The sequence below is a fragment of the Bradyrhizobium sp. B117 genome (genome assembly GCF_038969555.1).
Classification (GTDB): domain Bacteria; phylum Pseudomonadota; class Alphaproteobacteria; order Rhizobiales; family Xanthobacteraceae; genus Bradyrhizobium.
In genome coordinates, this window is sequence record NZ_CP152414.1 from 7,115,630 (window position 1) to 7,141,022 (window position 25,393).

A 25,393-nucleotide genomic window follows, 5' to 3' on the forward strand; every position below is an offset into this window, starting at 1 on the left:
CTTCCTATTCGGCTGCGCCCTTGACGTCTGCGGCCGGCGGCGCGTAGGCCGCCTCCAGCGCGGCAAACTCCTCCGGCAGCATGTCGCACATCACCTGCACATGCGGAATGATGTTGGCGCCGACGATGAAGCCGAAATCGAGCTGGTCGCGATAGCTCTGCACGGTGATGTTGAGCGCCTGCCCATGCGTCGAGATCGACACCGGGAAGATATGCAGCAGCTCGGCGCCGGCCGCATAGAGCGTCTGCCGCGGCCCCGGCACGTTTGACACCGTGATGTTGGCTGCCGGCGGCAGCACGTCCGACAAATTGGTGCGGCTGTAGAGCAGCGCCAGGATCTGCACCATGATCGGTGCGCCCAGCATCGAGATGTTGGAGACCTGCGGCATCAGGGCGCGCAACGGGTGCGACATCTCCTTGGACTTGGTCGACTGCGCGATGATGGCCTCCAGCCGCGCCTTGGGATCGTCGATGTTGGTCGCGATCGCGCAGATCATGCCGAACACCTGGTTGTTGGCCTCGGTGTTGCCCTCCTCGCGCAGCGAGATCGGCACCGCCGCCGTCAAGGATTTTGCCGGCAGCATGCCATATTGCTGGAGGTAGCGGCGAACCACGCCGGAGGCGAGTGCCAGCACGACGTCGTTGAGCTTGCCGCCGGCCTGCTTGGCCAGCGCCTTCGCCCGCGACAGCGAGATCGACACGCCCGCGAAGCTGCGCTCCGACGAGATCGTCTTGTTGAGCATGGTCGGCGGCGAGACCATGCTGACGAGGCTCTCGCGCGACTTGGGATCAGAGACCTTGCCGAGCACGTCGGAGACGCTCTTGAGCACGGTCGGGATGTTGCCGGCAAAGCGCACCGCGCTCTCGATCTGGTACATCGCATTGTCGAACAGGATCGAGCCGATGTCGCTCTTGCCGGTGCGAGGCAGCTGCAGGTTCTTTGCCGCTTGCGAGGCATCGAGCGGCTGGCTGAACAGCTGCTGATAGGAATCGAGCAGGTTCGCCGCGATGTCGCGCGGCTCCTGTCCGGGCTTCGATCCGCCCGTCGGCGGATCAACCTGCCGCGGGATCGGCGAGATGTCGTAGATCATGTTGGTCAGCGCCGCACCGGCGCCGCCGTCGATGGCGGCATGGTGCATCTTGGAATAGAGACCGACCTCGTTGTCCTTCATGCCCTCGAACACGTAGAACTCCCAGAGCGGGCGGGCGCGATTCAACAGCTTGGCATGCATCCAGCCGACGATGCGCTCGAGCGTGGCGCGGTCGCGCGGCTGCGGCAGGCTGGCGCGGAAGATGTGGCGGTCGATGTCGAACTGGTCGTCCTCGACCCAGGAGGGATGGTCGATGTCGAGCGGGGCTTTCTCCAGCCGCGCCTTCAGGATCGGCGCGATGTGCAGGCGCGAGACGATCATCGCCTTGAAGTCTTCGAAGAAGTCGCCCTTGTAGTCGTCGGGCAGGCGAAAGATCGCCATGCTGCCGACATGCATCGGCATTTCCGGCGTTTCGAGATACAGAAACGACGCATCCAGCGACGACAGCTTCTTACCGTCAGCCATAGTTCCCTCCACTCATATTCGACGGGCGCCTTTGCCGGCGCTTCTCGTCAGGCCGATACTGCCCGCTCCGGCGGGGCATATGCAATGGCAAAGGGCCCTGCCCGGTCAAATGGCCAGAACTCTCCCTCCGGTTGCGCCAGCCGGTCCGCCACGGCCCACAATGCGGCGGGGTTCACCCCGAGGCCGATGTGGCTCGCCAGGTGGACCTCGATGTTCTCGGCGCGGTCGGACGGGCGGAGCAGACAGGTCCGCCAGTTCACGACGCCGTCGGCACGCGAATAGATCGACGTCGCGGGCACCGGAAGATCGCCGGCGATCGCCGCGCGCGCTTCGGCGAAATCCTCGACCCGGTCGCCGGACAGCGCCTCGTAGAGCCGCGTGGCGTTGGTCGCGCGTACGTCGTTCGCAAACGGGCTGCCGAGCGTGATCACGTAGCGGACCTTGTCGGGCGCCCAGAGCGCGAGATCGCGGGCATAGACGCCGCCGAGGCTCCATCCGACCAGGCTGACTTTGCGCCCGGTCGCGCCATGGATCTCGGCCAGGCGGGCGCGCAGCGACTCCCGCATCCGCCCGAGACCGCCGAGATTGCGGCCCATCCGCCAGGCATGTGCCTCATAGCCGAGCTCGCTGAGATAGCGTCGCATCGGTACCATCGAAAGATCGCTGGCGAGAAAGCCCGGCAGGGCCAGCACCGGATGGCCGTCGCCCCTGGGCGCGCGCATCAGCACGGGCGACAGCATGAGGCTCGCATTCAATTCGAACAGCCCGCGCGCTTCGGCGAGCAGCAGGCCGAGAGCCGGCGGACGAAGCCGGTCCGTCTCCAGCGGCGCGTCCCGCCCGGGCGCCACTACTTCTTCTTGTCGCCGCTGCGCGGGCCGCCGAGGCCGGCCATCGCGACGAACATGTCCTGAAACCGCTCGGCGATCTTGGGATCGAAGGTGAACCAGCTCTGGACCAGCGATTCCGGCGAGATCTTCTCGATGTTGCTCAGGACTTGCTGCTGCAGCTTGTCCATCACCGCCGTCTGCATCGGCGCCACGTCGGGCAATCCGAAGAACTGGCGGGCCTCAAGGGGGGTGCAGTCGATTTCGATGTTAACCTTCATGTCCCCTCCGGATCAGATTCGAGCGGCCTGTTGCAGTATCGCCGCGACACGGTGTGCAACGCAAGCGACCTGAGACGGCCGGCTGGGCGCCGCCCTGCGCAAATGGCGGGTATGGTCAATCAAATCGCGAAGGCGCCGCACCGGCGGCCGGGCACGACCGTCCTGCCCCCGGAGGATTTCATAGGTCGAAAGTCGATATCGTCCACGGCCCGCTCGCTCCAAAATTACCGGTCAGCATTGCTGCACAGCGGTGCAACTTGGCGCGTTCCTTGCTGGAATGCCGCTTGCACGGGTCGAGAACTCTGGGCAACATGGATAAGTCAGCCCCGCCGAACAATCAAAAATCACCGGCGCGGGCGAGTGGAGAGGGTCAAGAATGTCAGTCGGACGAAGTCTGTTTGCGGCGACGCTCGCCGGTGTGCTTGCGCTGGCGGTTTCGCCGGCGTCGAGCCAGACGCTGCGCTACGCCAACCAGGGTGAGCTGAAATCGCTCGACCCCTACACGCTGAACGAGTCGACCACGAGTGCGCATCTCGGCCATGTCTATGAGGGCCTTGTCGCCCGCGGCAAGGACCTGAAGATCATCCCGGCGCTCGCCGAAAGCTGGGAGACGCCGGAGCCGACGCGCTGGCGCTTTCACCTGCGCAAGGACGTGAAATTCCATAACGGCGACCCCTTCACCGCGGACGACGTCGTATTCTCGGCCGAGCGCGTGCGGGCGAAGGGCTCGAATTTCCAGAGCCGCGTTCCCGCCGATGCCAAGGTCGTCAAGGTCGACGACTACACCGTCGATTTCATCCTGACCTCGCCCAATCCCATCCTGACGGCGCTGTGGGCGACCTGGTACATCATGGACAAGAAATGGGCAGAGGCGAACGATGCGGTGGCACCGACGCCGGCCGCGGCCACGACCCCGAGCTATGCCTCGCTCCATGAAAACGGCACCGGCGCCTTTACCATCGAGAGCCATCAGCCGGGCGTGAAGACCGTCTTCAAGGCCAATCCGAACTGGTGGCGCAAGCCGGAGCATAATCTGAAGGAGATCGTCTTCACGCCGATCGCAAACCCGGCCACGCGTGTCGCGGCGCTGCTGTCGGGCGAGGTCGACGTGATCGAGCCGGTTCCGGTCCAGGACATCGAGCGCGTCAAAGCGAGCCCCAACGCCACCGCGCTGACGGGACCCGAGCTCCGCACCCTCTTCGTCGGCATGGATCAGGCACGTGACGAACTCCTGTACTCCAACGTCAAGGGCAAGAACCCGTTCAAGGACGTTCGCGTCCGCGAAGCCGTCTACCGGGCGATCGACGTTGATCTGATCAAGAATCGCGTCATGCGCGGGCTCTCCACGCCGTCCGCACTGATGGTCGCACCGGAGATCTTTGCGATTTCGAAGGACTTCACGCGACCGAAGCTCGATCCTGACGCCGCCAAGAAGCTTCTGGCGGACGCTGGCTATGCGGACGGTTTCGAGGTGACGATGGACTGCCCGAACGATCGCTACGTCAATGACGCCGCGATCTGTCAGGCCATCGTCGGCATGCTCGCCCGCATCAATATCAAGGTGGACCTGCTGACCCAACCCAAGGCCCAGTATTTCGCCAAGGTGCTGAAGCCCGGCGGCTACAAGACCTCGCTGTACATGCTGGGCTGGACCCCGGATACGCTCGATTCCCAGAACGTGCTCCACGACATCATGGGCTGCCGGGACGATCCCAAGGATCCCAACCGCGGTGAGGCCAATCTCGCAGGCTATTGCAACAAGCAGTTCGACGAGCTCGCCGACAAGGTTCTCGTGGAATCCGATACGACCAAGCGCGATCTCCTGATCAAGCAGGCCTTCGAGGTCTCGATGAAGGACTGGGCCTACGTTCCGCTGCACCAGCAGGCGCTCGCCTGGGGCGTGTCGAAGAAGGTGAAGCTGACCCAGCGTGCTGACAACATGGTCATGCTCTACTGGGCGACCAAGCAGGACGAGTAAGTGTCGACATCTTGTGAAGTCCCGGAAGCCATCGCTTTCAAGATCTGGCTTCCGGGACTTGCTATTTCGAGCTAACGCAATGATGCGTGCTGTTAAAGAGATGTGAAAGGAACAGATGCTCGCTTTCACACTGCGCCGAGCCATCCAGGCCATCGGTGTCATGATCGCCGTCGGGGTCATAGCGTTCTCGATGTTCCGCTTCGCGGGCGATCCCGTGAACCAGATGGTCGGGATGGATACGTCGGGCGCCGAACGCGCAGCGATCCGCAAATCGCTCGGTCTCGATGATCCCGTACTCGTGCAGTTCGGCCGCTATATCGGCAATGCCGCGCAATTCAAGTTCGGCGTGTCCTATCAGTTCCGCCTGCCCGTCACCAACCTGCTGGTAGAGCGGATGCCCGCGACGCTGGAGCTCGCCATCTGCGCCACCATCTTCGCGATGATCAGCGGCATCCTGATGGGGGTCTATTCGGCGCTTCGCCGCGACAGCTGGCTCGCGCACATATTCCAGGCCGTCTCGCTGATCGGTATTTCGCTGCCGACCTTCCTGATCGGCATTCTCATGATCTACCTGTTCTCGGTAACGCTCGGCTGGCTGCCCTCGTTCGGCCGTGGCGACGTCGTGCATATCGGCTGGTGGACGACCGGGCTCCTGACGCTGTCGGGCCTGAAGGCGCTGATCATGCCATCGATCACGCTTGGCCTGTTCCAGATGACGCTGATCATGCGCCTCGTTCGCGCCGAGATGCTGGAAGTGCTGCGGACCGACTATATTCGCTTCGCCCGCGCCCGCGGGCTCACCACGCGCGCGATCCATTTCGGCCATGCGCTGCGCAACACGCTTGTTCCCGTCATCACCGTCGCCGGCCTGCAATTTGGCTCGGTCATTGCATTCGCGATCATCACCGAAACCGTGTTCCAGTGGCCGGGCATGGGCCTCCTGTTCGTGCAGGCCATTCAGAACGTCGATATCCCGATCATGGCAGCCTATCTCATGATGGTCGCCCTGATCTTCGTCACCATCAATCTCGTGGTTGATATCCTCTACACCATCGTCGATCCGCGGCTGCGCTCGACGGTCAGCCGGGCGCATTGAGATGAGCGAAGCCGTCGTTCCGCATACAACCGAGAAGCGCGCTGCGGAGGCCCCCGGCTGGTTCAGGCGCGCGCTCGACAGCGACCTGTTCTATTCGTTCCGCCGCTCCAAGATCACCATGATCGCGGCAGGGGTAACGCTGCTGTTCTTCCTGGTCGCGATTTTCGCCTCCGTGCTGTCGGTGCAGAATCCGTTCGACCCGGCGCAGCTCCAGCTGATGAATTCGCGCATCTCGCCGCTCTGGACGGCCGACGGCCAGAGCCCGTTCCTGCTCGGCACTGACGAGCAGGGCCGCGACGTGCTGTCGGCGATCCTCTACGGCCTGCGCATCTCACTGCTCGTCGGCGTGCTCGGCGTCGTCTTGTCCGGCGCGATCGGCATCCTGCTCGGGTTGACGGCCGGCTATTTCGGCGGCGCCGTCGACGGGCTGATCATGCGCATCGCCGACGTGCAGCTTTCCTTCCCGGCCATCCTGATCGCGCTTTTGATCAACGGCATCGCCAAATCGGTCTTTGGCAACAAGCTTGACGAGATGAGTATGTTGGCGGTCCTGGTCTTCGCGATCGGTCTGAGTTTTTGGGTACAATATGCGCGCACGGTGCGCGGCTCGGTGCTGGTCGAGAAGAACAAGGATTATGTCGCGGCTGCGCAATTGATCGGCCTGCCCGCCCCCGTGATCATGCTCCGCCACGTGCTGCCGAACACCACGGGGCCGATCCTCGTGATCGCCACCATCAACCTGGCGCTCGCCATCATCACCGAGGCAACGCTCTCGTTCCTCGGCTCGGGCATGCCCGAGACCATGCCCTCGCTCGGCACGCTGATCCGCATCGGCAACGGCTATCTGTTCGCAGGCGAATGGTGGATCGTCGCCTTCCCTGGGATCGCACTCGCGGGGTTGATCCTGTCGATCAACTTGCTCGGCGACTGGCTGCGCGACGCCCTTAACCCGAAACTCCGATGAGTATGCAGCGTTCATGACCGAACCCGTTCTCTCCGTCCGCAATCTCAAGGTTGAGTTCGCCTCGCGTCGCGGCACGCTGCGCGCCATCGATGGCGTCTCCTTCGACATCGCCAAGGGCGAGGTGCTGGGCGTGGTCGGCGAATCCGGCGCCGGCAAGTCCGTCACCGGCTTGTCTGTGATCGGCCTGATCGATCCGCCTGGCCGCATCGCCGGCGGCGAGATCCGTCTCGCAGGGCTGCGGATCGACAACCTGCCGCCGGAGGAGATGCGCCGCGTCCGCGGCAAGCGCATCGGCATGATCTTCCAGGATCCCCTCACCTCGCTCAATCCGCTGTACAAGGTCGGCGACCAGATCGTCGAGACGATCCGGACTCACCTGAACTTGTCCGAGACCGCCGCCCGCCGCCGCGCCATCGACCTCTTGGCCGAAGTCGGCATCCCCGCACCGGAAAAGCGCATCGACGGCTATCCGCATGAATTCTCCGGCGGCATGCGCCAGCGCGTCGTCATTGCGCTAGCGATCTGTGCCGAGCCGGAGCTGATCATCGCGGACGAGCCGACCACCGCGCTCGATGTCTCCGTGCAGGCGCAGATCATCTCGCTGATCAAGCGGCTCGGCCGCGACCACGGCACCGCCGTGATGCTGGTGACGCACGACATGGGCGTGATCGCCGAAACTTCGGACCGCGTCGCGGTGATGTATGCCGGGCGCGTTGCCGAGATCGGCCCGGTGCAGGACGTCGTCAGGAATCCTCTGCACCCTTACGCCAAGGGCCTGATGGGCGCGATCCCGACGCTTGCAGGTGACGACAAGCGCCTCGTGCAGATCCCCGGCTCGATGCCGCGCCTGTCGGCGATCCCGCGCGGCTGTTCGTTCAATCCGCGCTGTGCCTTTGCCTTCGACCGCTGCCGCGTGGAGCGGCCGGAGCCGCTGCCGCGCGGCGCGCAATCTGTCGCGTGCCATCTCTATGACACCGTCCCGGCGGAGAGCGCAGCATGAGCACGCCCTTCGTTCAGGCCAAAAATCTGCGCCGCGTCTTCGACGTCTCGAAGCCATGGCTCAACCGCGTGCTCGAAGGCGGGCATCTCGAATATCTTAGGGCGGTCGACGGCGTCACCTTCGACATCCGGAAGGGTGAGACCTTCGCGCTGGTCGGCGAGTCCGGCTCGGGCAAGACTACGGTGGCGCGGATGGTGGTGGGCCTGTTGCCGCCAAGTTCCGGCGACGTGCTGATCGACGGCGTCTCGATGACCGATCCGCGGCAGGCACCGGCACGTCGAAAACTGCGCCGCCGCATCCAGATGATCTTCCAGGATCCCTATGCGAGCCTTAACCCGCGTTTCCGCGTCGATGCCATCATTTCCGAGCCGATCCGCGCCTTCGACCTGATCCAGGGCGAGCGCGACATCCAGGCCCGCGTCGGCGAATTGCTCAGCCTTGTCGGCCTGCATCCGGACGACCGGCTGAAATTCCCGCACGAATTTTCCGGCGGCCAGCGCCAGCGCATCGCGATCGCGCGGGCGCTCGCCTCCGACGCCGAGTTCATCGTCTGCGACGAGCCGACCTCGGCGCTCGACGTCTCCGTGCAGGCCCAGATCCTGAACCTGATGCGCGACCTCCAGGACAAGTTTGGCCTGACCTACATGTTCATCAGCCACAACCTCGCCGTGGTCCGTCACATGGCGAGCCGGGTCGGCGTGATGTATCTCGGCCGCATCGTCGAGATCGCGGAAGGACGCGAGCTGTTTTCCCGGCCGCGCATGCCCTACACCAAGATGCTGCTGGGCGCCGTGCCTGACCTTGCCATGAGCGGCCGCCAGCGCATTCCGGTCAAGGGCGAGATCCCGAACCCGATCAATCCGCCCTCGGGCTGCGCCTTCAATCCGCGCTGCCCGCTGGCGTTCGATCTCTGCCGCAGGGAAACGCCGGAACTGATCGACGGTGTCGCCTGCCACGCGGTGAACACCGCACCGGTCCCAGCGTGACGCGCGCGTGCCATGCGGCCTGCGCATTTGGCATCCCAGCACCGGCTGTGATCAATTGCGCGCGCCGCAAATGAGGTAGCCCATGGCCAGCAACATCAATCCCGATCCGTTCACGACGCGCCCCGAGATCGAGGGCACGTTCGGGGTCGTCGCCTCCACGCACTGGATCGCGACCGCCGTCGGCATGGGCATCCTGGAAAAGGGCGGCAACGCCTTCGATGCCGGCGTCGCCACCGCCTTCACGCTCCAGGTGGTCGAGCCGCATCTGAACGGTCCCGGTGGCGATGTTCCGATCATCGTCCACGACGTCAAGCGCGGCCGCACCGAGGTGATCTGCGGCCAGGGCCCAGCGCCGGCCCGCGCCACCATCGCGCATTACAAGAGCGAAGGCCTCGACATGGTGCCCGGCACCGGCCTGCTCGCCGCCTGCGTCCCCGGCACGTTCGAATCCTGGATGATGCTTTTGCGCGACTACGGCACGATGCGCGTGCGCGACGTGCTGGAGCCCGCGATCTCCTATGCGCGCGACGGCTATCCGCTGGTCGAGCGCGCCTGCGCCACGATCCAGACCGTCGAGCAATTGTTCCGCAAGCACTGGCCGACCTCGGCCGCGGTCTATTTGCCAAATGGCGAGGTGCCGAGGCCCGGCACGCTCTTCACCAACAAGACGCTGGCCGAGACCTACACCCGCATTCTGGGCGAAGCCGAGAGTGGCGGCGGTGGCCGCGATGCCGAGATCGAGCGCGCGCGAAAGGCCTGGTCGCAAGGTTTCGTCGCGGAGGCCATCGAAAAATTCTGTCGGACGCAAGAGGTGATGGACGTCAGCGGCTCGCCGCATCGCGGCGTGCTCTCCGCTGACGACATGGCGCGCTGGCAGCCGACGGTCGAGGCGCCGCTGACCTACGATTATGGCCGCTACACCGTCTGCAAGGCCGGCGTCTGGAGCCAGGGTCCGGTGACGCTGCAACAGCTCGCGCTGCTCAAGGGCTTTGCGCTCGACGGGCTCGACCCGACCGGGCCGGAATTCATCCATCTCCAGATCGAATGCGCAAAGCTCGCTTTCGCCGATCGTGAGAAGTTCTACGGCGATCCCAAGTTCACGGAGATCCCGATCGCGACGCTGCTGTCGGATGCCTACAACGACGAGCGCCGCAAGCTCGTCACCGACAAGGCCTCGCTCGATTTCATTCCTGGTTCGGTCGAGGGCTTTGGCGGCGTCGTCAAGCTGCGCCGCGCGGAAGGCCAGCGCGAGGCGGTCGGCGCGCTCGGCGCCGGCGAGCCGACCGTCGGCCGCTTCGGCGAGGTGCGCGGCGACACCGTGCATTTCGACATCATCGACAAGGCCGGCAACATGGTGTCCTCGACGCCGTCGGGCGGCTGGCTGCAATCCTCGCCGATCATTCCGGAACTCGGCTTCTGCCTCGGCAGCCGTGCCCAGATGTTCTGGCTGGAGGAAGACCATCCCGCCGCGCTCGCGCCGGGCAAGCGGCCGCGCACGACGCTGTCGCCGACCATGGCGCTGCGCGACGGTGAGCCGTATCTGGCCTGGGGCTCGCCCGGCGGCGACCAGCAGGACCAATGGATCACGCAGTTCTTCCTGCGCCACGTTCACTGCAACCTCAATCTCCAGGAGGCCATCGACGCGCCGGCCTGGCATTCCGAACATTTTCCGATCTCGTTCTGGCCGCGCACCGCACGCCCCGGCGTGCTCGTGGTCGAGAACCGCGTGCCGAAGGCGACGATCGAGAACCTGCGCGAGCGCGGGCATATCGTCGAGGTCGGCCCGGACTGGTCGGAAGGCCGCCTCACTGCGGCTTCGCGCGTCGGCGTGCGCCGGCGCGCCGCCGCCAATCCGCGCGGCATGCAGGGTTACGCCGCGGGACGCTGAAGGTAGCACATGACCTGGTCGATCATCGCGCGAGACCCTGCCACCAGCCAGTTCGGCATCGCGGTTGCGACCCGCTTCTTCGCCGTCGGCGCGCGCGTGCCCTATATCGCTGCGGGCCTCGGCGCGATCGCAACGCAGGCCTTCGTCAATCCCTATTACGGCATCGACGGCTTGAAGCTGCTGCGCGAAGGTTTGAACGCCCACGACGTGCTCGCCGCGCTGCTGGTGACCGATGACGGACGCGAGAGCCGCCAGGTCCACATCATGGATGCGAGTGGCGAGATTGCCGCGCATACCGGGCGCGACTGCATCGACTGGTGCGGCCACGTCGCAGGCAGCGGCTTTTCCATTGCCGGCAACATGCTGACAGGCGCCGACGTGCTCGACGAGACCGCAAAAACCTACATTGCCAATGACAGCCTGCCCTTCCCGCGCCGCCTGCTCGCCGCGATGCGCGCGGGCGAGGCCGCCGGCGGCGACAAGCGCGGCAAGCAGTCCGCAGCGCTGCTGATCCACGGTGAGGAGGAATGGCCGGCGCTCGACATCCGCGCCGACGATCATCCCGATCCGCTCGGCGAGCTCGAACGGCTCGAACGTGTCAGCCAGGAGCTCTGGGTTCACTTCCGCAGCTCGCTGCCGACGCGGCAGAACCCGGCCGGCAACACCGATCGCAGCGTCATCGACGCCAGCATCGCAGCCGCGCGCGCAAGGACGTCATGAGCGCGAGCCCCCTCATCGAAATCAGGGACCTGCGCATCCGTTTCCACGGCGACGACGGCCGCGTCACCCATGCGGTCGACAGCGTCGATCTCAGCGTCGCCAAGGGCGCCACGCTCGGCCTCGTCGGCGAATCCGGCTGCGGCAAGAGCGTGACGTCGCTGGCGATCATGGGCCTGCTGCCGAAGCAAAGCGCCGAGATATCAGGCGCGATCCGCTTCGACGGCTTCGACCTGCTGCATACGTCCGATCAGACCCTGCGTGACTTGCGCGGCAACCGGCTCGCGATGATCTTCCAGGAGCCGATGACCTCGCTCAATCCGAGCTTTACGATCGGCGACCAGATCATCGAGACGATCCTGCGCCACCGCGGCGGCTCGCGGAAGAGCGCGCGCGAGCGAGCGGTCGAACTCTTGCGTCGTGTCCACATTCCCTCGCCGGAACGGCGGATCGACGAGTATCCGCACAAGCTCTCCGGCGGCATGCGCCAGCGCGTGATGATCGCGATGGCGCTTGCGTGCGATCCGCAGCTCCTGATCGCGGACGAGCCGACCACGGCGCTCGACGTCACCCTGCAGGCGCAGATCTTGGAGCTGATGCGCGAGCTGAAAGCGGCGAGCGGCGCCGCGATCATCCTGATCACCCACGATCTCGGCGTGGTCGCCGAGGTCTGCGACGAGGTCGCGGTGATGTATGCCGGCGAGATCGTCGAGCGCGCGCCGGTGGATGAATTGTTCTCAGCGCCGCAGCATCCCTACACCGTCGGCCTGCTCGGCTCGATCCCGCGTCTGGATCATCGTGCCGAACAGCTCGCCACCATCGAAGGCATGGTGCCGAACATGGCGCAGCCGCCCGCCGGCTGCCGCTTCGCCGCGCGCTGCCCGTTCGTGCTGGACGCCTGCACCAAGGCGCCGCCGCCGCTGGTCGAAGTCAACCCCGGCCACCTCTCGCGCTGCATCCGCGCGCCGCTTGAGCTGTTGGTGTCGTGATGGCCTTGCTCACCTCTCTCGTGCCCCGGGCGCAGCGCAGCACGAGCGAAGCGCCGTGGTGCGCTGCTGAACCGGGGCCCATGCGGCAACAGACTGGGTCCCGGTTCAGCGTCGCAACACTTCGCGTTGCGCCGCGCCCGGGACACGATATCGGATTTCGCGGGGAGCACCGACGATGACCGCGCTCCTCGAAGTCCAAGGCCTGGTCAAGCATTTCGTCGCGCAGCGTTCGCTGTTCGGCCGCGCGCTGGCGCATGTCAAAGCCGTTGATGGCGTTTCCTTCTCTCTCGAAGCCGGCAAGACGCTGGCGCTGGTCGGCGAATCCGGCTGCGGCAAATCCACCGTCAGCCGCCTGGTGCTGCGGCTGATCGAGCCGGATGCGGGCACTGTGCGTTTCGACGGCCGCGACCTGCTCTCCCTCGACGCCGACGCGCTGCGAAAATTCCGCCGCGAGGCGCAGATCATCTTCCAGGACCCCTACGCCTCGCTCAATCCGCGCATGACGGTCGGCCAGATCCTGACCGAGCCGCTGGCCCTGCATGATCTGGTACCGCCGGCGCAGCGGCGCGAGCGCGTCGCAGAGATCTTGCGCCTGGTCGGCCTCGAGCCACGGCTCGAGCGGCGCTATCCGCACGAATTCTCCGGCGGCCAGCGCCAGCGCATCGCCATTGCCCGCGCGCTCGCGGTCGAGCCGAAGCTGATCATCTGCGACGAGCCGGTCTCGGCGCTCGACGTCTCGATCCGCTCACAGATCCTGAACCTGCTGCGCGAGCTCCAGGACCGGCTTGGCCTCGCCTACATCTTCGTCTCGCACGATCTTGCGGTGGTCAAGCACATCGCTGACCGAGTCGCGGTGATGAATCTCGGCCAGATCGTCGAGACCGCCGATGCGGACGCGCTGTTCGCCCAGCCACGCCATCCCTATAGCCGCGCGCTGTTGTCCGCGATCCCCGTGCCTAAACCGCGGGCAAAGAGCAGCCGGATTGTGCTCCAGGGCGAGATCCCGAGCGCCCTCAATCCCCCCGCCGGATGCCGCTTCCATACCCGCTGCCCCTACGTGATCGACCGCTGCCGCAGCGAAATGCCTCAGCTGGTGTCGGATGGCACCGGACATGCAACGGCTTGCCACCGAACGTCGGAACTGCCGTCCTCCGCGGCGATCGTGCCGATGGACGGCGGCTTCTCGCCGGTCCTTGAAAAATTGGTCGCCGCCTTCAGCGGCAGCCCGGAAGCAGCGCGCGTGAGCGGGGTTAGTCCATTGGGGACCGATCCCGCATAGCCGCAAAACAGAGGTTGAGAGCGATGAGTTTCATGCGTTTGGCAATCCTGGCGTCGGCCCTGCTGACGTCACTCGTGGGCGCGGCCCAAGCCCAAGTTCAAGCCCAGACTACGCTCCGCATCGGCATCGCCGAGGACCCCGACATCCTCGATCCCAGCATCGGCCGCACCTATGTCGGCCGCATCGTGTTCTCCGCCTTCTGCGACAAGCTGTTCGACATCGACGAGAAGCTCAACATCGTTCCGCAGCTCGCGCTGTCGCACGAGACCTCGGCCGACGGCAAGGAGATGACGATCAAGCTGCGGCCTGGCGTCAAATTCCATGACGGCGAGCCGCTCGACGCCGAGGCCGCCAAATTCTCCCTCGAGCGTCACATGACATTGCCCGGCTCGTTCCGGAAATCCGAGCTGGCAAGCGTGGATCATGTCGAGGTCGTCGATCCCCTCACCATCAAGCTGGTGTTCAAGACCCCCTACTCGCCGTTGATCGCCCAGCTCACGGACCGCTCCGGCATGATGGTCTCGCCGAAAGCTGCGAAGGAAGCCGGCGACAAGTTCGGCCTGCATCCGGTCTGCGCCGGCCCCTACAAATTCGTCGAGCGCGTCCAGCAGGATCGCATGGTGTTCGAAAGGTTCGCCGACTACTGGAACAAGGACAACATCCACATCGACCGCGTCGTGTTCCTGCCGATCGTCGATGCCACCGTCCGCCTCGCCAATCTGAAATCCGGCGGACTCGACCTGATCGAGCGCGTGCTCGCCACCGACATCAAGGACGTGCGCGCCGATTCCCGCCTCGTGCTGTCGACCGCGCCGGAGCTCGGCTATCTCGGCCTGACCGTCAACATCGGCAACGAGAAGAACAAGGGGCCGCTGAGCCAGTCGGCGAAAGTGCGCCAGGCGCTCGATCTGTCGATCGACCGCGAAGCGCTCAACCAGGTCGTCTTCAACGGCGAGTTCACACCGGGCAACCAATGGGTCAGCCAGACGCATCCCTATTACCAGAAGGCATTCCCGGTTCACGGCCGCGACATCGCGAAGGCGAAGGCACTGTTGAAGGAAGCCGGCGTCACCACGCCGGTGACGGTGGACTACATGATCCCCAAGGGCGCGGAGAACGAGGCCGTCGCCCAGGTCGTGCAGTCGATGGCCGCGGAAGCGGGCTTCGACATCAAGATCCGCGCCGTCGAGTTCGCGACGACCTTCAAGCAGGCCCAGGCCGGCGAGTTCCAGGTGTTCCAGATCAACTGGAGCGGCCGCATCGACCCCGACGGCAATTCCTACATCTTCATGCGCAGCAAGGCGCCGCAGAACGACGGCGTGTACTCGAACCCCGAGGCCGACAAGCTGATGGAAGATGGGCGAGCGACCTCCAACGTCGAGGAGCGCAAGGCGATCTACCAGAAGCTGACGAAAATCCTGCTCGATGACCTGCCGATCATCTACATCTACCACCGCACGCTCCTGATCGCGCATACCAAGAAGCTCGAGGGCTACAGGCAGATGCCGGACGGGCTGGTCCGCGTGGTCGGACTGAAGTTCAAGTGATGACGACATCGCATACGAAGCGATCGGCACCATGCTGAACTTCCTCGCCCGCCGCCTTGCGCAGATCGTGCCGACGCTGTTCTTCGTGTCGGTGCTGATCTTCTCGCTCCAGCAATTGCTGCCGGGCGATCCCGCGCTGGTCATGGCCGGCGAGGAACGCGATCCCGCCGTGATCGAGCAGATCCGCCAGCAGTACAAGCTCGATCAGCCGATCCCCGTGCAATACGTCTATTGGCTCAAGGGCGTTCTGACAGGCAATTTCGGCGAGTCCTTGCGCAACAAGATGCCGGTGCGCGAGCTGATCGCGCAGAAGCTGCCGGTGACGCTCCAGCTCGGCTCGATGGCGATCGTCATCGCATTCTGCATCGGTATTCCCGCTGGCATCGTCTCGGCCGTGAAGAAGGGCACGGCCTGGGACTATGGCGCAAATCTGTTCGCGCTGTGGGGCATCTCGACGCCGAACTTCTGGCTCGGAATTCTCCTCATCTTCCTGTTCTCGATCAAGCTGGGCTGGCTGCCGGCCTCCGGCTATGTGCCGCTCACCGAGAACTGGCGCGCGAGCTTGGCTGCCACCATCATGCCGGCCTTCGTGCTCGGCAACGCGATCTCCGCGATCCTGATGCGGCATACCCGCAGCGCGATGCTTCAGGTGCTGGAAAGCGATTATGTTCGCACCGCACGCGCCAAGGGCCTTTCCGAGCGCTCGGTGATCCTGAAGCACGCGATGCGCAATGCGCTCACGCCCATCATCACGCTCGGTGCGCTCGAGCTCGGTACGCTGCTCTCAGGTGCCGTGCTGACCGAGCAGATCTTCTCCATTCCCGGCTTCGGCAAACTGATCGTGGATGCCGTGTTCAACCGCGACTACGCCGTCGTGCAGGGCGTCGTGCTGGTGACGGCCACGGTCTATATCACGCTCAACCTGGTTGCCGACATCGCCTATGTCCTCGTCAATCCCAGGCTGAGGGGCTAGGCAAATGGCCGACGCCGCGCTTTCAGCCAGTCCCGCCACGCAAGCCTACGAGCTCGACAGCCCGGCCCGCCGGGCGCGGAGGCGCCTGTTCAAGCGCAAGGCCGCCGTGTTCGGGCTTGTCGTGATCGTTGCGTTCATCCTGCTTGCGGCTCTCGCACCGCTCGTCGTCCCCTATGATCCCATCGCCACGAGCTGGAGCCTGGTGCGCAAACCGCCGACGGCAGCGCACTGGTTCGGCACCGACGAGCTCGGCCGCGATATCCTCAGCCGCGTCGTCTACGGCGCGCGGGCATCCCTGATGGCGGGTCTGATCTCCGTCGCGATCGCGCTCGGCATCGGCGTGCCGCTGGGCCTTCTCGCCGGCTATCGCGGCGGATTTGTCGATGCCCTGATCAGCCGGATCACCGATGCGATGCTGGCCTGCCCGTTCCTGATCCTGGCGATCGCGCTCGCCGCATTCCTCGGGCCGAGCCTCGGCAACGCCATGATCGCGATCGGCATCTCGGCGACGCCAATCTTCATCCGCCTGACCCGCGGCCAGGTGCTGAGCGTCAAGGCCGAGGACTATGTCGAGGCCGCGCGCGCGCTCGGCAACCCGCCGTGGCGGATCGCGTTCTCGCACATCCTGCCGAACATCCTGCCGGCGCTGCTGGTGCAGGCCACGTTGTCGATCGCCGCCGCCATCATCGCGGAAGCTGCGCTGTCCTTCCTCGGCCTCGGCCAGCAGCCGCCGGTGCCGTCCTGGGGCAGCATGCTCAACGCGGCGCAGCGTTTCCTGACCCAGGCGCCATGGATGGCGATCTGGCCGGGCTTAGCGATCTTCCTCGTGGTGCTCTCACTGAACCTGCTCGGCGACGGCCTGCGCGACGCACTCGATCCGAGGCAGCGCTAAGGCCCGATGAGACCCGACTAGAGCTCCGACGTAGGTGCGTTCCCTCCCCCCTTGCGGGGGAGGGCTAGGGAGAGGGGTAGCCCAGGAAACGGCGCCCGTTGTTGATGATGCGCTGAAGATGGTGCACGAAGGATGGAATCCCCGTGTGACACCCCTCTCCCTGCCCCTCCCCCGCAAGGGGGGAGGGAACGGACAGAGCGGTGTTGAGGAGCTTCAAATTACGGTTTCCCGCATCACGCGTCGGCAATCCATCTCGTATTCGAGATCGACCACCGGCGGGCGAGCGAAATGCCAGGTCAGGCCGGAGCGTAGCGCGCCGCGGCGGACCAGCTCGTCCACCAGCGCGTGGTGGAAGTCGTGCACGGAATAGGCCTGCACGCCGGTCGTGTCCTTCCAGCCAAAGTCGAACGCCGTCATCCGGTTCTCCATCTGCGACGTCGTGGTGAAGCGCACCTTTTCGCGCAGGCCCTCCGGGCTGAGATCGCGGTAGCGCACCGTGCGCTCGACATAGGTGCCGCCGCCCTCGCGCGCCTCGGCGCCGCCGGCAATCACGAAAGACGGCGCCTTCGACGTCGTCGGCCGCGTGAACGAGAACGCATAAAACGACGGCTCGGACGGCGGATCGATCTCCGGACAGACATTGCTGCGCGCCACTGGATTGGTGGTGCCGTCGAAGATGCCCCATTCCGACAGCGTCTTCACATAATGCAGATTGAACGCGCGAAAGCCCTCTTCGCTGAACGCTGCCGGCGAGCGCAGCTCGCAGGCGCAGAAGGCGGTCAATGGCCGGCCCGCCTCCTGAATATACTTTGCGGCCAGTGCAAATCCCTCTGCCAGCGGCACCAGACGATCAAACCGGACGCGCTCGATCTCGTAACCGTCGTTTGCGGCCGCGCCGGCCGAATACTGGAACACGGACGGGATGAAACGATAATTGCCGGCAGAGAAGTCACTGACCATGTCGAACTCCTAGTCCAGTTGCATGCGGATGCCCTTGGCGCCGTTGAGTAGGCGCTTCAGGTGAAAGCTTGCCAGCGGATCCTCGGCATGCATCCCCACCAGCGCGGCGAAGGCCGGCATGGCGGCGACGTCGCCGGCCTCCATCTTGGCGAAGGCCTCGGAATAGAGCGCCGTCTCCGGCGCTTCGAATTTGGTCTGCGGCAGCGGCTCGAAGGCGCGCAACGGCTCGCTGCGTCCGCGCAGCATCAGCTCGCCCACGGGGCGGCCCTGAAAATTCTGCGCCGCCTTGGCAACGCTGGCGCTGACGCAGATGCGCGTGCCGAGATGCTTGTTGGCGGCTTCCAGCCGCGCCGCGATGTTGATGGAATCGCCATAGGCGGTGTAGTCGAAGAAGCGGTTGCCGCCGAAATTGCCGACCAGGGCTGGACCTGCGTGAATACCGATGCGCGTGGCGCCGAAGTTCACGCCCTTGGCGCTCTGGCGCGCACAAAAATCCTGCGCCCAGGCGTCGAGATCATGGGCGCAGGCGACCGCGCGCGTCGCATAGTCAGGCTGATCGCCCGGCGCGTTGAACAGCACCTGGAGCGCATCGCCGATGATCTTGGCGACCGTGCCCTCATGCGCGAAGACGACCTCGGTCATCCCGCCGACATACTCGTTGAGGAGCTCGCCCAGCGTCTCTGGCGGCGCGCTCTCGACCAGCGAGGTGAAGCCGGTGATGTCGGTGAAGATGGTGGCGACCTCGCGCCACTGCACCTCGATCCCCTCGCCCTCGCCGCTTGCCGCCAGACGCTTGGCAAGCTCCGGCGAGAAATGGCGCGACAATGCGGCATGGGCCCGCTCCGCCACCATCTGGCGGCGCCGCACCTCGCGCAGCATCTCGATGTGACGGATGGTCTTGTCGATCGTGGCTTCGAGGTCGGCGAAGTCGATCGGCTTGGTCAGGAAGTCGAACGCACCGCGGTTCATCGCGGTGCGGATGTTGCTCATGTCGCCATAGGCCGAGACGATGATGGTCGACTTCTTGTCCTCGGCCTCCTGGAGCTTTTGCAGCAGCGACAGCCCGTCCATGCGCGGCATGTTGATGTCGGAGACCACCATGTCGACCTGCGGATTCTGCTCGAGCGATTGCAGCGCCTCCAGGCCGTCGCGGGCGAACATGATGGCGAGCATCCCGTCGCGGATTTGCCTGCGGAATTTCTGCAGGACCAGCGCCTCGAGATCCGGCTCGTCGTCGACGAAGAGGATGGTCGCAGTCATGCTGCCTGCTCGAGCCTCGTGTCGATCTCCTGGCGCAGCAGCGCAAAGTCGATCGGCTTGGTCAAAAGCCCGACGGCGCCGCGCTCGATCGCCTTGCGGCGCGTCTCGGCATCACCATAGGCCGTGATCATGATGACGGGAACGTCGGGATGCTCGGCACGCACCTTGGGCAGCATGTCGAGCCCGCTCATGCCGGGCATGTTGATGTCCGACAGGATCAGGATCAGCGAGGGATCGCGCACCTCGGCGGCGAGCTTCAGCGCATCGGGCGCGGACGGCGCGAATTCCATCTGGAAACGGCCGGCGCGCAGGTCGCGCCGGAACTGCTGCCGGAACAGCGCCTCGACGTCGGGCTCGTCATCGACGACCAGGATGTAGACGTTCAACTCTTGCCTCCGGAAGTGCCGCCCGCCGCCATGATGCGCGGCAGGGTGATGATGAATTCGGTGAATACACCGGGTTCGGTGTTCACGTCGATTGTGCCGCCGTGCTGCTTCACGACGATGTCATGGCTCATGGACAGGCCGAGCCCGGTGCCCTCGCCGGCCGGCTTGGTGGTGAAGAAGGGATTGAACATCTTCTCCTTCACCTCCGCCGGAATTCCGGTGCCGTTGTCGCGGATCCGGATCTCGACCCCGCCGCCGAGATCTTTCGTGGCGGCGCTCAAGGTGGGCTCGAAGCCGTCTTGCGCGCTCTCCTTGCGCTTGGCGGACGCATAGAAGCCGTTCGAGATCAGATTGAGCAGGACCCGGGTGATCTCCTGCGGGTAGACATCGATCATGCCGGCGGCGGGGTCGAAGTCGCGCTTCAGCGTGACGTTGAAGGCCGGCTTTTCGGCACGCGCGCCGTGATAGGCGAGATTGAGGCTCTCCTCCACGATCGCGTTGATGTCCCTGGGGCGATGCTCGCCGGAGCCTTCGCGCGAATGCAGCAGCATGTTCCTGACGATGGAATCGGCGCGCTTGCCGTGCTGCACCACCTTTTCCAGATTGCTCTTGAGCATGCCGGTCAGTTCGTCGATGTCCTCCTTCGTCTTGGCATCGAGCGATACGGCTTGCAGCGTCTCGTTGAGCTCGTCGATCAACTCGGTCGACACCGACGAGAAGTTATTGACGAAGTTCAGCGGGTTCTTGATCTCGTGCGCGATCCCGGCGGTGAGCTGGCCGAGGGAGGCAAGCTTCTCGGTCTGGATCAGGCGGTCCTGGGCGGCGCGCAGATCGTCGAGGGATCGCGACAGCTCCCTTGTGCGCTCCTGCACTTCCTCGAACAATCGGACATTCTCGATCGCGATAAGGGCCTGATCTGCAAACGTCGTGGCGAGTTCGATCTGCTTCTCGCTGAAGGGCCGCACGACATGCCGCGTCAAGACGAACACGCCGATGGGTAACCCCTCGCGAAGCAGGGGCACACCCAGCATCGTACGAACGTTGGAGCGTCTTCGCGCGGACGAAGGCGCATAGTCCGGGTCCGCCTGCACGTCCGGAACATGGACTGTCTTGCAATCGAGCAAGGTCCGGCCGACGACGCTTCCCCGCTCCGGTACGGAGGCAAACGTCCGAAGCTTGGTCTCCTGCTCAGCGTCAAGACCGCAGCTCGCCGCCAGATAAAACACGCCATCGCGGGGCCGGAAGATCGTTCCTTCGTCCGCATCACACAAGCGGGCCGCCGATGCGACGAGCGTGTCCAGCACGGTTTGCAAATCGAACGTCGAGCGGCTGATCACCTTCAGCACATCGGCGGTTGCGGTCTGCTGCTGCAATGCTTCCCGCAATTCGGCAGTTCGCTGCTCGACCTTGTTCTCGAGGTCGGCATAGGATTCCTGCAGGCGCTCGCCCATGTGGTTGAACTGGTCCGCAAGACCCTCGAGCTCATCGCCGGTCTTGATCGAGATGCGCTGGGCGAAATCACCGCCGCCGATGCGCTCGGCGCCGACGCGCAGCGCCTGGATCGGTCCGACCATGCGGCGCGCCAGGAAAATCCCGGCAAGCACCGCGAAGATGGAGGCGACGAGCAGCACGAGCGCGAGACGCTCCAGCGCGGCATAGAGCGCCGCATAGGCCTCCTCGACCGGCAGCTCGACGAACATGGTCCAGTGCAGCGGCTCGATCGGGGCCGACGCGGTCAGCACTCTCTGTCCCTGGATGTTTCGCGCTTCGGCAAGCACGCCCATGGTGTCGCCGCCGGCGAGCGCAGCACGCACCTGCGCGAGGTTCGACATGTCGGTGTTGCGCAGGACAAGGCTGATATCGGGATGGGCGATCAGGCGCCCCTCCGGGCCGACGACGTAGGCGTGCCCGTGCTGGCCGACCTTGATCTGGGACACGACGTCCCAGATCAGCTTGAGATTGACTTCCGCGATGCTGACGCCGGCGTCCTTGCGCGACCCGGCCTGCGCCAGCGTCATGTAGGGCTCGGAATCCCTGCGGAAGTAGACCGGTCCGTAAAAGACCTTGCGCGCGACCGCCTGGGTGAACTTGGGGTCATCGGACAAATCGATCCCGCTGTCGATCGCGTCCATCGCGAGCCGCGACACGCGCAGCCGCTCTCTGCCGGTCGCGTCGACCTGGGCGAGCTCGGTGATCGCGGGCACCTGGCGCAGCAGCCGCAGCGCGTCGAACCGGCGCTGCTCGACCGAGCTTGCCGACCACGGCAGCTGCGTGGTCCAGCCGAGCTGGCTCTCGATCTCCTTGACGAACTGGCCGATCTTGGCCGCGGCCGCCTCGGCCTGCTCATGCTGGACGCGGATCAGCGAGGCCTTGTGTTCGCGATAATAAAAGAAGACCTCGAACAGCCCGTTGGCCAGCAGCGCGATGGCGACCACGGCCACGAACAGCGCCACATATTTGGTGAACAGCCGGGTCCTGATCCCTCGCCCCGCCGCCTCGCCGGACACAACGCCGTCCGCGGCCGCGCTCGGCAGCGTCCTGGCTTGCGGGGTGTCGGGATGGAGGGAGAGAGTCATATCCCGCCGAACCTAGCAAGAAGGCCCGACCTTGTCTCTCGTGCTCGCCCTAAGCCTTAGGGCGGACGCGGGCACCGGGACATAAAAAGGGCGGCAACGGACCCGCCGTTGCCGCCCTTCTCTCTTCGTTCGATTGTCCGCCGCCTCAGGTCGGCCGCAGCGCCTTGGCGTCGAGGTCGAGCGCGTTGACCTGCTTGTTCCGCTCGGAATCGGCCGCCGCGCGGTGGTCGGTCGCCAGCACCACATAGACGGCGGGCAGCACGAACAGCGTGAACAGCGTGCCGATCGACATGCCGGCGACGACGACCAGGCCGATCGAGAAACGGCTGGCCGCGCCCGCGCCGGAGGCGGTCAGAAGCGGGATCAGGCCGGTCACCATCGCGGCCGTGGTCATCAGGATCGGACGGAGGCGGATGCGGGCCGCCATCTCGATCGCCGAGCGGCGGTCGAGCCGCTCGTTGACCTGGAGTTCGTTGGCGAACTCCACCATCAGGATGCCGTGCTTGGTGATCAGGCCGACCAGGGTCAACAGGCCGACTTGGGTGTAGATGTTCATGGTCGCAGCGCCGAAGAACAGCGGGATCAGCGCGCCGACGATCGCCATCGGCACCGAGATCATGATCACGAACGGGTCACGCAAGCTCTCGAACTGCGCCGCCAGCACCAGGAAGATGATGATCAGCGCAAAGCCGAAGGTGATCGCGAGCTGGTTGCCTTCCTGCACGTACTGACGCGAGTCCGCCAGATAGTCGTGGCTGAACCCCTGCGGCAGCTTCTTGGCTTCGCCTTCGAGGAAGTCGACCGCGGCACCGACGGTCACGCCGGGCATCGGCACCGCCGAGAACGTCGCCGAATTGAGCTGGTTGTAGTGAGTCAGCGAGTTCGGGTCGGTCCTGGTCTTGATCGAGACCACGGTCGACAGCGGCAGCTGCTGTCCGGTGTTGGTGGTCACATAATAACCGCCGAGCGATTCCGGCGAGAGCCGCTTGCCGCGCGGCACCTGCGGGATCACCTGGTAGGAGCGACCCTCGAGGTTGAAGCGGTTGATGTAGTTGCCGCCGAGCAGGACCGCGAGCGTAGAGCCGAGGTTCTGCATGTTGACACCGAGATCCTGCGCCTTGGTGCGGTCGATCGTGACCTCCACGCTCGGCTGGTTGTAGGCAAGATCGCTGTCGGAGACGATGAACATGCCGCTCTTGCGCGCGGCGTCCTTCAGCTTCTCCATCTGCTCATAGACCGTCTGGAAGCTCGCGGTGGAGTTGATCACCATCTGCACCGGCAAGCCGCCCGGCCCGCCCGGCAGCGGCGGCAGGTTGAACGCGAACGCCTGCACGCCCTCGATCTTGGAGAGCTCGGCCTGCACCAGCGGCTTCAGCGCAATCGACGAGCGCTTGCGCTCCTCCCAGGGCTTGAGCAGCATGCCGGCGATGCCGCCCTGCGGGCCGTTGATGCCATTCAGCACGAAGCGAAGATCGGTCTCGGGGAACTTCTGGAATTCCTTGTCGAGCTTCTCGCCGTAGTAATCGACATAGTCGATGTTGGCGTATTTCGGCGCCTTGGTCACCGCGAACACGATGCCCTGATCTTCCTCGGGCGCCAGCTCCTTCGAGGTGTGCATGTAGAGGAAGCCGACGAGGCCGAGGATCGTCACCGCGAACAGGCCGGTGATGGCCTTGTAGTCGAGCGAGCGGTCGAGCCTGCGGCCGTACCAGCGCGTCATCGCGCCGAACACCTTGTTGACCAGCTTGGCGAAGCGGCCCTCTTCGGTGTTCTTCAGCAGCACCGAGCACATCATCGGCGACAGCGTCAGGGCGATCACGCCCGACACGATCACCGAGCCCGCGAGCGTGAAGGCAAACTCGCGGAACAGCGAGCCGGTGAGGCCACCGAGGAAGCCGATCGGGGCATACACCGCGGCCAGCGTGATCGTCATCGAGATGACGGGACCGACGATTTCGCGCGCGCCTTGCAGCGAGGCCTGGACCGGTGTCTTCCCCTCTTCCAGATGGCGGTGGATGTTCTCCACCACGACGATGGCGTCGTCGACCACGAGGCCGATCGCGAGCACCATCGCGAGCAGCGTCAGCAGGTTGAAGCTGAAGCCCAGCGCCAGCATCAGGGTGCAGACGCCGATCATCGACAGGGGAATGGTGACGACCGGGATGATGACCGAGCGCAGCGAAGCCAGGAACAGGAAGATCACCACGATCACGATGATCACGGCTTCGCCCAGCGTCTTCTCCACCTCGTCGATCGAGGACTGGATGAACTTGGTCGAGTCGTAGGCGACCTTCATCTTCATCGACGGCGGCAGGTTGCGTTCCAGTTCGGGGAACAGCGCGCGCACGCCCTTGACCAGCGTCAGCGGGTTGCCCTGCGGCGTGGCCTGCACGCCGATGAAGATCGCGTGCTCGCCGTTGAAGGCGACGCTCGCGTCCGTGCTCTGGGCGGCAAGCTCGATGGTGGCGATGTCCTCCATCCGCACGAAGCCGCCGTCCTTGGCCTTGACGATCATCTTCTTGAACTGGTTGACGTCGGTCAGGCCGGTATTCGTCGAGACGTTCGAGACGATCAGATAGCCCTTGGTCTGGCCCGCCGCGGACTGGAAGTTGTTGGCCTGGATGGCAGCGGCAACGTCCGCCGGCGACACGTTGCGCCCGGCCATCTTCACCGGATCAAGCCACAGCCGCATCGCAAAGGTCTGACCGCCGAGAATGTCGGCCGAGGCGACGCCGTCGACGGTCGACAGCACCGGCTGCACCACGCGCGTCAGATAGTCGGAGATTGCCGAGCCCGATAGCTCCTCGGACGAGAAGCCGAGATACATCACGGCCGTGGTCTGGCCCGTGGTCTTGGTGACGATCGGGTCGTTGGATTCCTTCGGGATCAGGTATTTGACCGAGTTGGTCTTCGCCAGCACCTCGGTGAGCGCCTGGTTCGGGTCGAAGTTCAGCTTGATGTAGACCTGGATCGTCGAGGTGCCGAGCACCGAGGACGAGGTGATGTAGTCGACGCCCTCGGCCGAGGCGACCGCCTGCTCGATCGGCGTGGTGATGAAGCCCTGGATCAGGTCCGCGGACGCGCCGGGATAGACGGTCGTGATGTTGATGACCGTGTTCGACAGCTTCGGATATTGCCGGATCGGTAGCACCATCGCCGCGCGCAAGCCGATCAGCAGGATCAGCAGACTGACGACGACCGACAGAACCGGGCGCTTGATGAAAATATCGGTAAAGGCCATC

Annotated in this window: 20 protein-coding genes; 12 read left to right on the forward strand and 8 right to left on the reverse strand. The window is 64.9% G+C overall.

Translation table 11 applies throughout. The features are described from left to right. Positions 1-4: 4 nt before the first annotated feature. From AAFG16_RS34475 to AAFG16_RS34485, 3 genes are read right to left on the reverse strand one after another with little or no spacing between them, the layout of a single operon-like run. The gene (locus AAFG16_RS34475; RefSeq protein WP_342732514.1) at positions 5-1,555 is read right to left on the reverse strand and encodes a wax ester/triacylglycerol synthase family O-acyltransferase; all 1,551 of its coding nucleotides are present in this window, start codon (positions 1,553-1,555) and stop codon (positions 5-7) included. Positions 1,556-1,602: 47 nt separating this feature from the next. Continuing rightward, positions 1,603-2,403, reverse strand: a complete 801-nt coding sequence (locus AAFG16_RS34480) for an alpha/beta hydrolase (RefSeq protein WP_283080898.1) — start codon at positions 2,401-2,403, stop codon at positions 1,603-1,605. Further along, the gene (locus AAFG16_RS34485; protein ID WP_027558568.1) at positions 2,403-2,660 is read right to left on the reverse strand and encodes a DUF6489 family protein; all 258 of its coding nucleotides are present in this window, start codon (positions 2,658-2,660) and stop codon (positions 2,403-2,405) included. The genes AAFG16_RS34480 and AAFG16_RS34485 overlap by 1 nt, the downstream gene beginning before the upstream one ends. Positions 2,661-3,036: 376 nt before the next feature. Here AAFG16_RS34485 and AAFG16_RS34490 point away from each other — a divergent pair, with 376 nt between their 5' ends. The 12 genes from AAFG16_RS34490 to AAFG16_RS34545 all read left to right on the forward strand — a co-directional run bounded on the left by AAFG16_RS34490 (position 3,037) and on the right by AAFG16_RS34545 (position 16,969). Next, positions 3,037-4,638, forward strand: coding sequence for an ABC transporter substrate-binding protein (locus AAFG16_RS34490; protein ID WP_342732517.1), 1,602 nt, complete (start codon positions 3,037-3,039; stop codon positions 4,636-4,638). A gap of 115 nt (positions 4,639-4,753) precedes the next feature. Beyond that, on the forward strand, positions 4,754-5,734 hold the full coding sequence (locus tag AAFG16_RS34495; protein WP_283080900.1) for an ABC transporter permease: 981 nt from the start codon (positions 4,754-4,756) through the stop codon (positions 5,732-5,734). Between the two features lies 1 nt (position 5,735). Continuing rightward, positions 5,736-6,698: an ABC transporter permease gene (locus AAFG16_RS34500; RefSeq protein WP_342732520.1), complete on the forward strand. Its 963-nt coding sequence runs from the start codon at positions 5,736-5,738 to the stop codon at positions 6,696-6,698. A gap of 13 nt (positions 6,699-6,711) precedes the next feature. Further along, positions 6,712-7,698 (forward strand): ABC transporter ATP-binding protein, encoded by a 987-nt coding sequence (locus AAFG16_RS34505; RefSeq protein WP_283080902.1) that lies wholly within the window; start codon positions 6,712-6,714, stop codon positions 7,696-7,698. Beyond that, positions 7,695-8,684 carry an oligopeptide/dipeptide ABC transporter ATP-binding protein gene (locus tag AAFG16_RS34510; RefSeq protein ID WP_283080903.1) on the forward strand — a complete coding sequence of 330 codons (990 nt, stop codon included), beginning with the start codon at positions 7,695-7,697 and terminating at the stop codon, positions 8,682-8,684. The genes AAFG16_RS34505 and AAFG16_RS34510 overlap by 4 nt, the downstream gene beginning before the upstream one ends. Positions 8,685-8,766: 82 nt before the next feature. Further along, positions 8,767-10,572 (forward strand): gamma-glutamyltransferase family protein, encoded by a 1,806-nt coding sequence (locus tag AAFG16_RS34515; protein WP_342732523.1) that lies wholly within the window; start codon positions 8,767-8,769, stop codon positions 10,570-10,572. A 9-nt stretch (positions 10,573-10,581) separates the two neighbouring features. Then, positions 10,582-11,292, forward strand: coding sequence for a DUF1028 domain-containing protein (locus AAFG16_RS34520; protein WP_342732525.1), 711 nt, complete (start codon positions 10,582-10,584; stop codon positions 11,290-11,292). Continuing rightward, positions 11,289-12,278, forward strand: a complete 990-nt coding sequence (locus AAFG16_RS34525) for an ABC transporter ATP-binding protein (protein WP_342732527.1) — start codon at positions 11,289-11,291, stop codon at positions 12,276-12,278. Before AAFG16_RS34520 ends, AAFG16_RS34525 begins: the two co-directional genes overlap by 4 nt. A 175-nt stretch (positions 12,279-12,453) precedes the next feature. Next, entirely contained in the window at positions 12,454-13,557 is a 1,104-nt protein-coding gene (locus AAFG16_RS34530; RefSeq protein ID WP_342732529.1) for a dipeptide ABC transporter ATP-binding protein, read from the forward strand. 23 nt (positions 13,558-13,580) lie between these two features. Beyond that, complete coding sequence (locus tag AAFG16_RS34535; RefSeq protein ID WP_342732531.1) at positions 13,581-15,104, forward strand: ABC transporter substrate-binding protein; 1,524 nt, start codon at positions 13,581-13,583, stop codon at positions 15,102-15,104. Between the two features lie 31 nt (positions 15,105-15,135). Then, on the forward strand, positions 15,136-16,077 hold the full coding sequence (locus AAFG16_RS34540; protein WP_027558557.1) for an ABC transporter permease: 942 nt from the start codon (positions 15,136-15,138) through the stop codon (positions 16,075-16,077). 4 nt (positions 16,078-16,081) lie between these two features. After that, positions 16,082-16,969, forward strand: coding sequence for an ABC transporter permease (locus AAFG16_RS34545; protein ID WP_342732534.1), 888 nt, complete (start codon positions 16,082-16,084; stop codon positions 16,967-16,969). 213 nt (positions 16,970-17,182) lie between these two features. Here the strand turns inward: AAFG16_RS34545 and AAFG16_RS34550 are convergent, their stop codons facing one another. The 5 genes from AAFG16_RS34550 to AAFG16_RS34570 all read right to left on the reverse strand — a co-directional run bounded on the left by AAFG16_RS34550 (position 17,183) and on the right by AAFG16_RS34570 (position 25,392). Then, a complete protein-coding gene (locus AAFG16_RS34550; RefSeq protein ID WP_342732536.1) occupies positions 17,183-17,929 on the reverse strand; it encodes a hypothetical protein in 747 nt (248 codons plus the stop codon). Between the two features lie 9 nt (positions 17,930-17,938). Beyond that, positions 17,939-19,189, reverse strand: a complete 1,251-nt coding sequence (locus tag AAFG16_RS34555) for an adenylate/guanylate cyclase domain-containing protein (protein WP_342732538.1) — start codon at positions 19,187-19,189, stop codon at positions 17,939-17,941. Then, entirely contained in the window at positions 19,186-19,575 is a 390-nt protein-coding gene (locus AAFG16_RS34560; RefSeq protein ID WP_283080912.1) for a response regulator, read from the reverse strand. The genes AAFG16_RS34555 and AAFG16_RS34560 overlap by 4 nt, the downstream gene beginning before the upstream one ends. Beyond that, on the reverse strand, positions 19,572-22,151 hold the full coding sequence (locus tag AAFG16_RS34565) for a cache domain-containing protein (protein ID WP_342732540.1): 2,580 nt from the start codon (positions 22,149-22,151) through the stop codon (positions 19,572-19,574). The genes AAFG16_RS34560 and AAFG16_RS34565 overlap by 4 nt, the downstream gene beginning before the upstream one ends. Before the next feature lie 145 nt (positions 22,152-22,296). After that, on the reverse strand, positions 22,297-25,392 hold the full coding sequence (locus AAFG16_RS34570; protein ID WP_342732542.1) for a MexW/MexI family multidrug efflux RND transporter permease subunit: 3,096 nt from the start codon (positions 25,390-25,392) through the stop codon (positions 22,297-22,299). Position 25,393 lies beyond the last annotated feature (1 nt).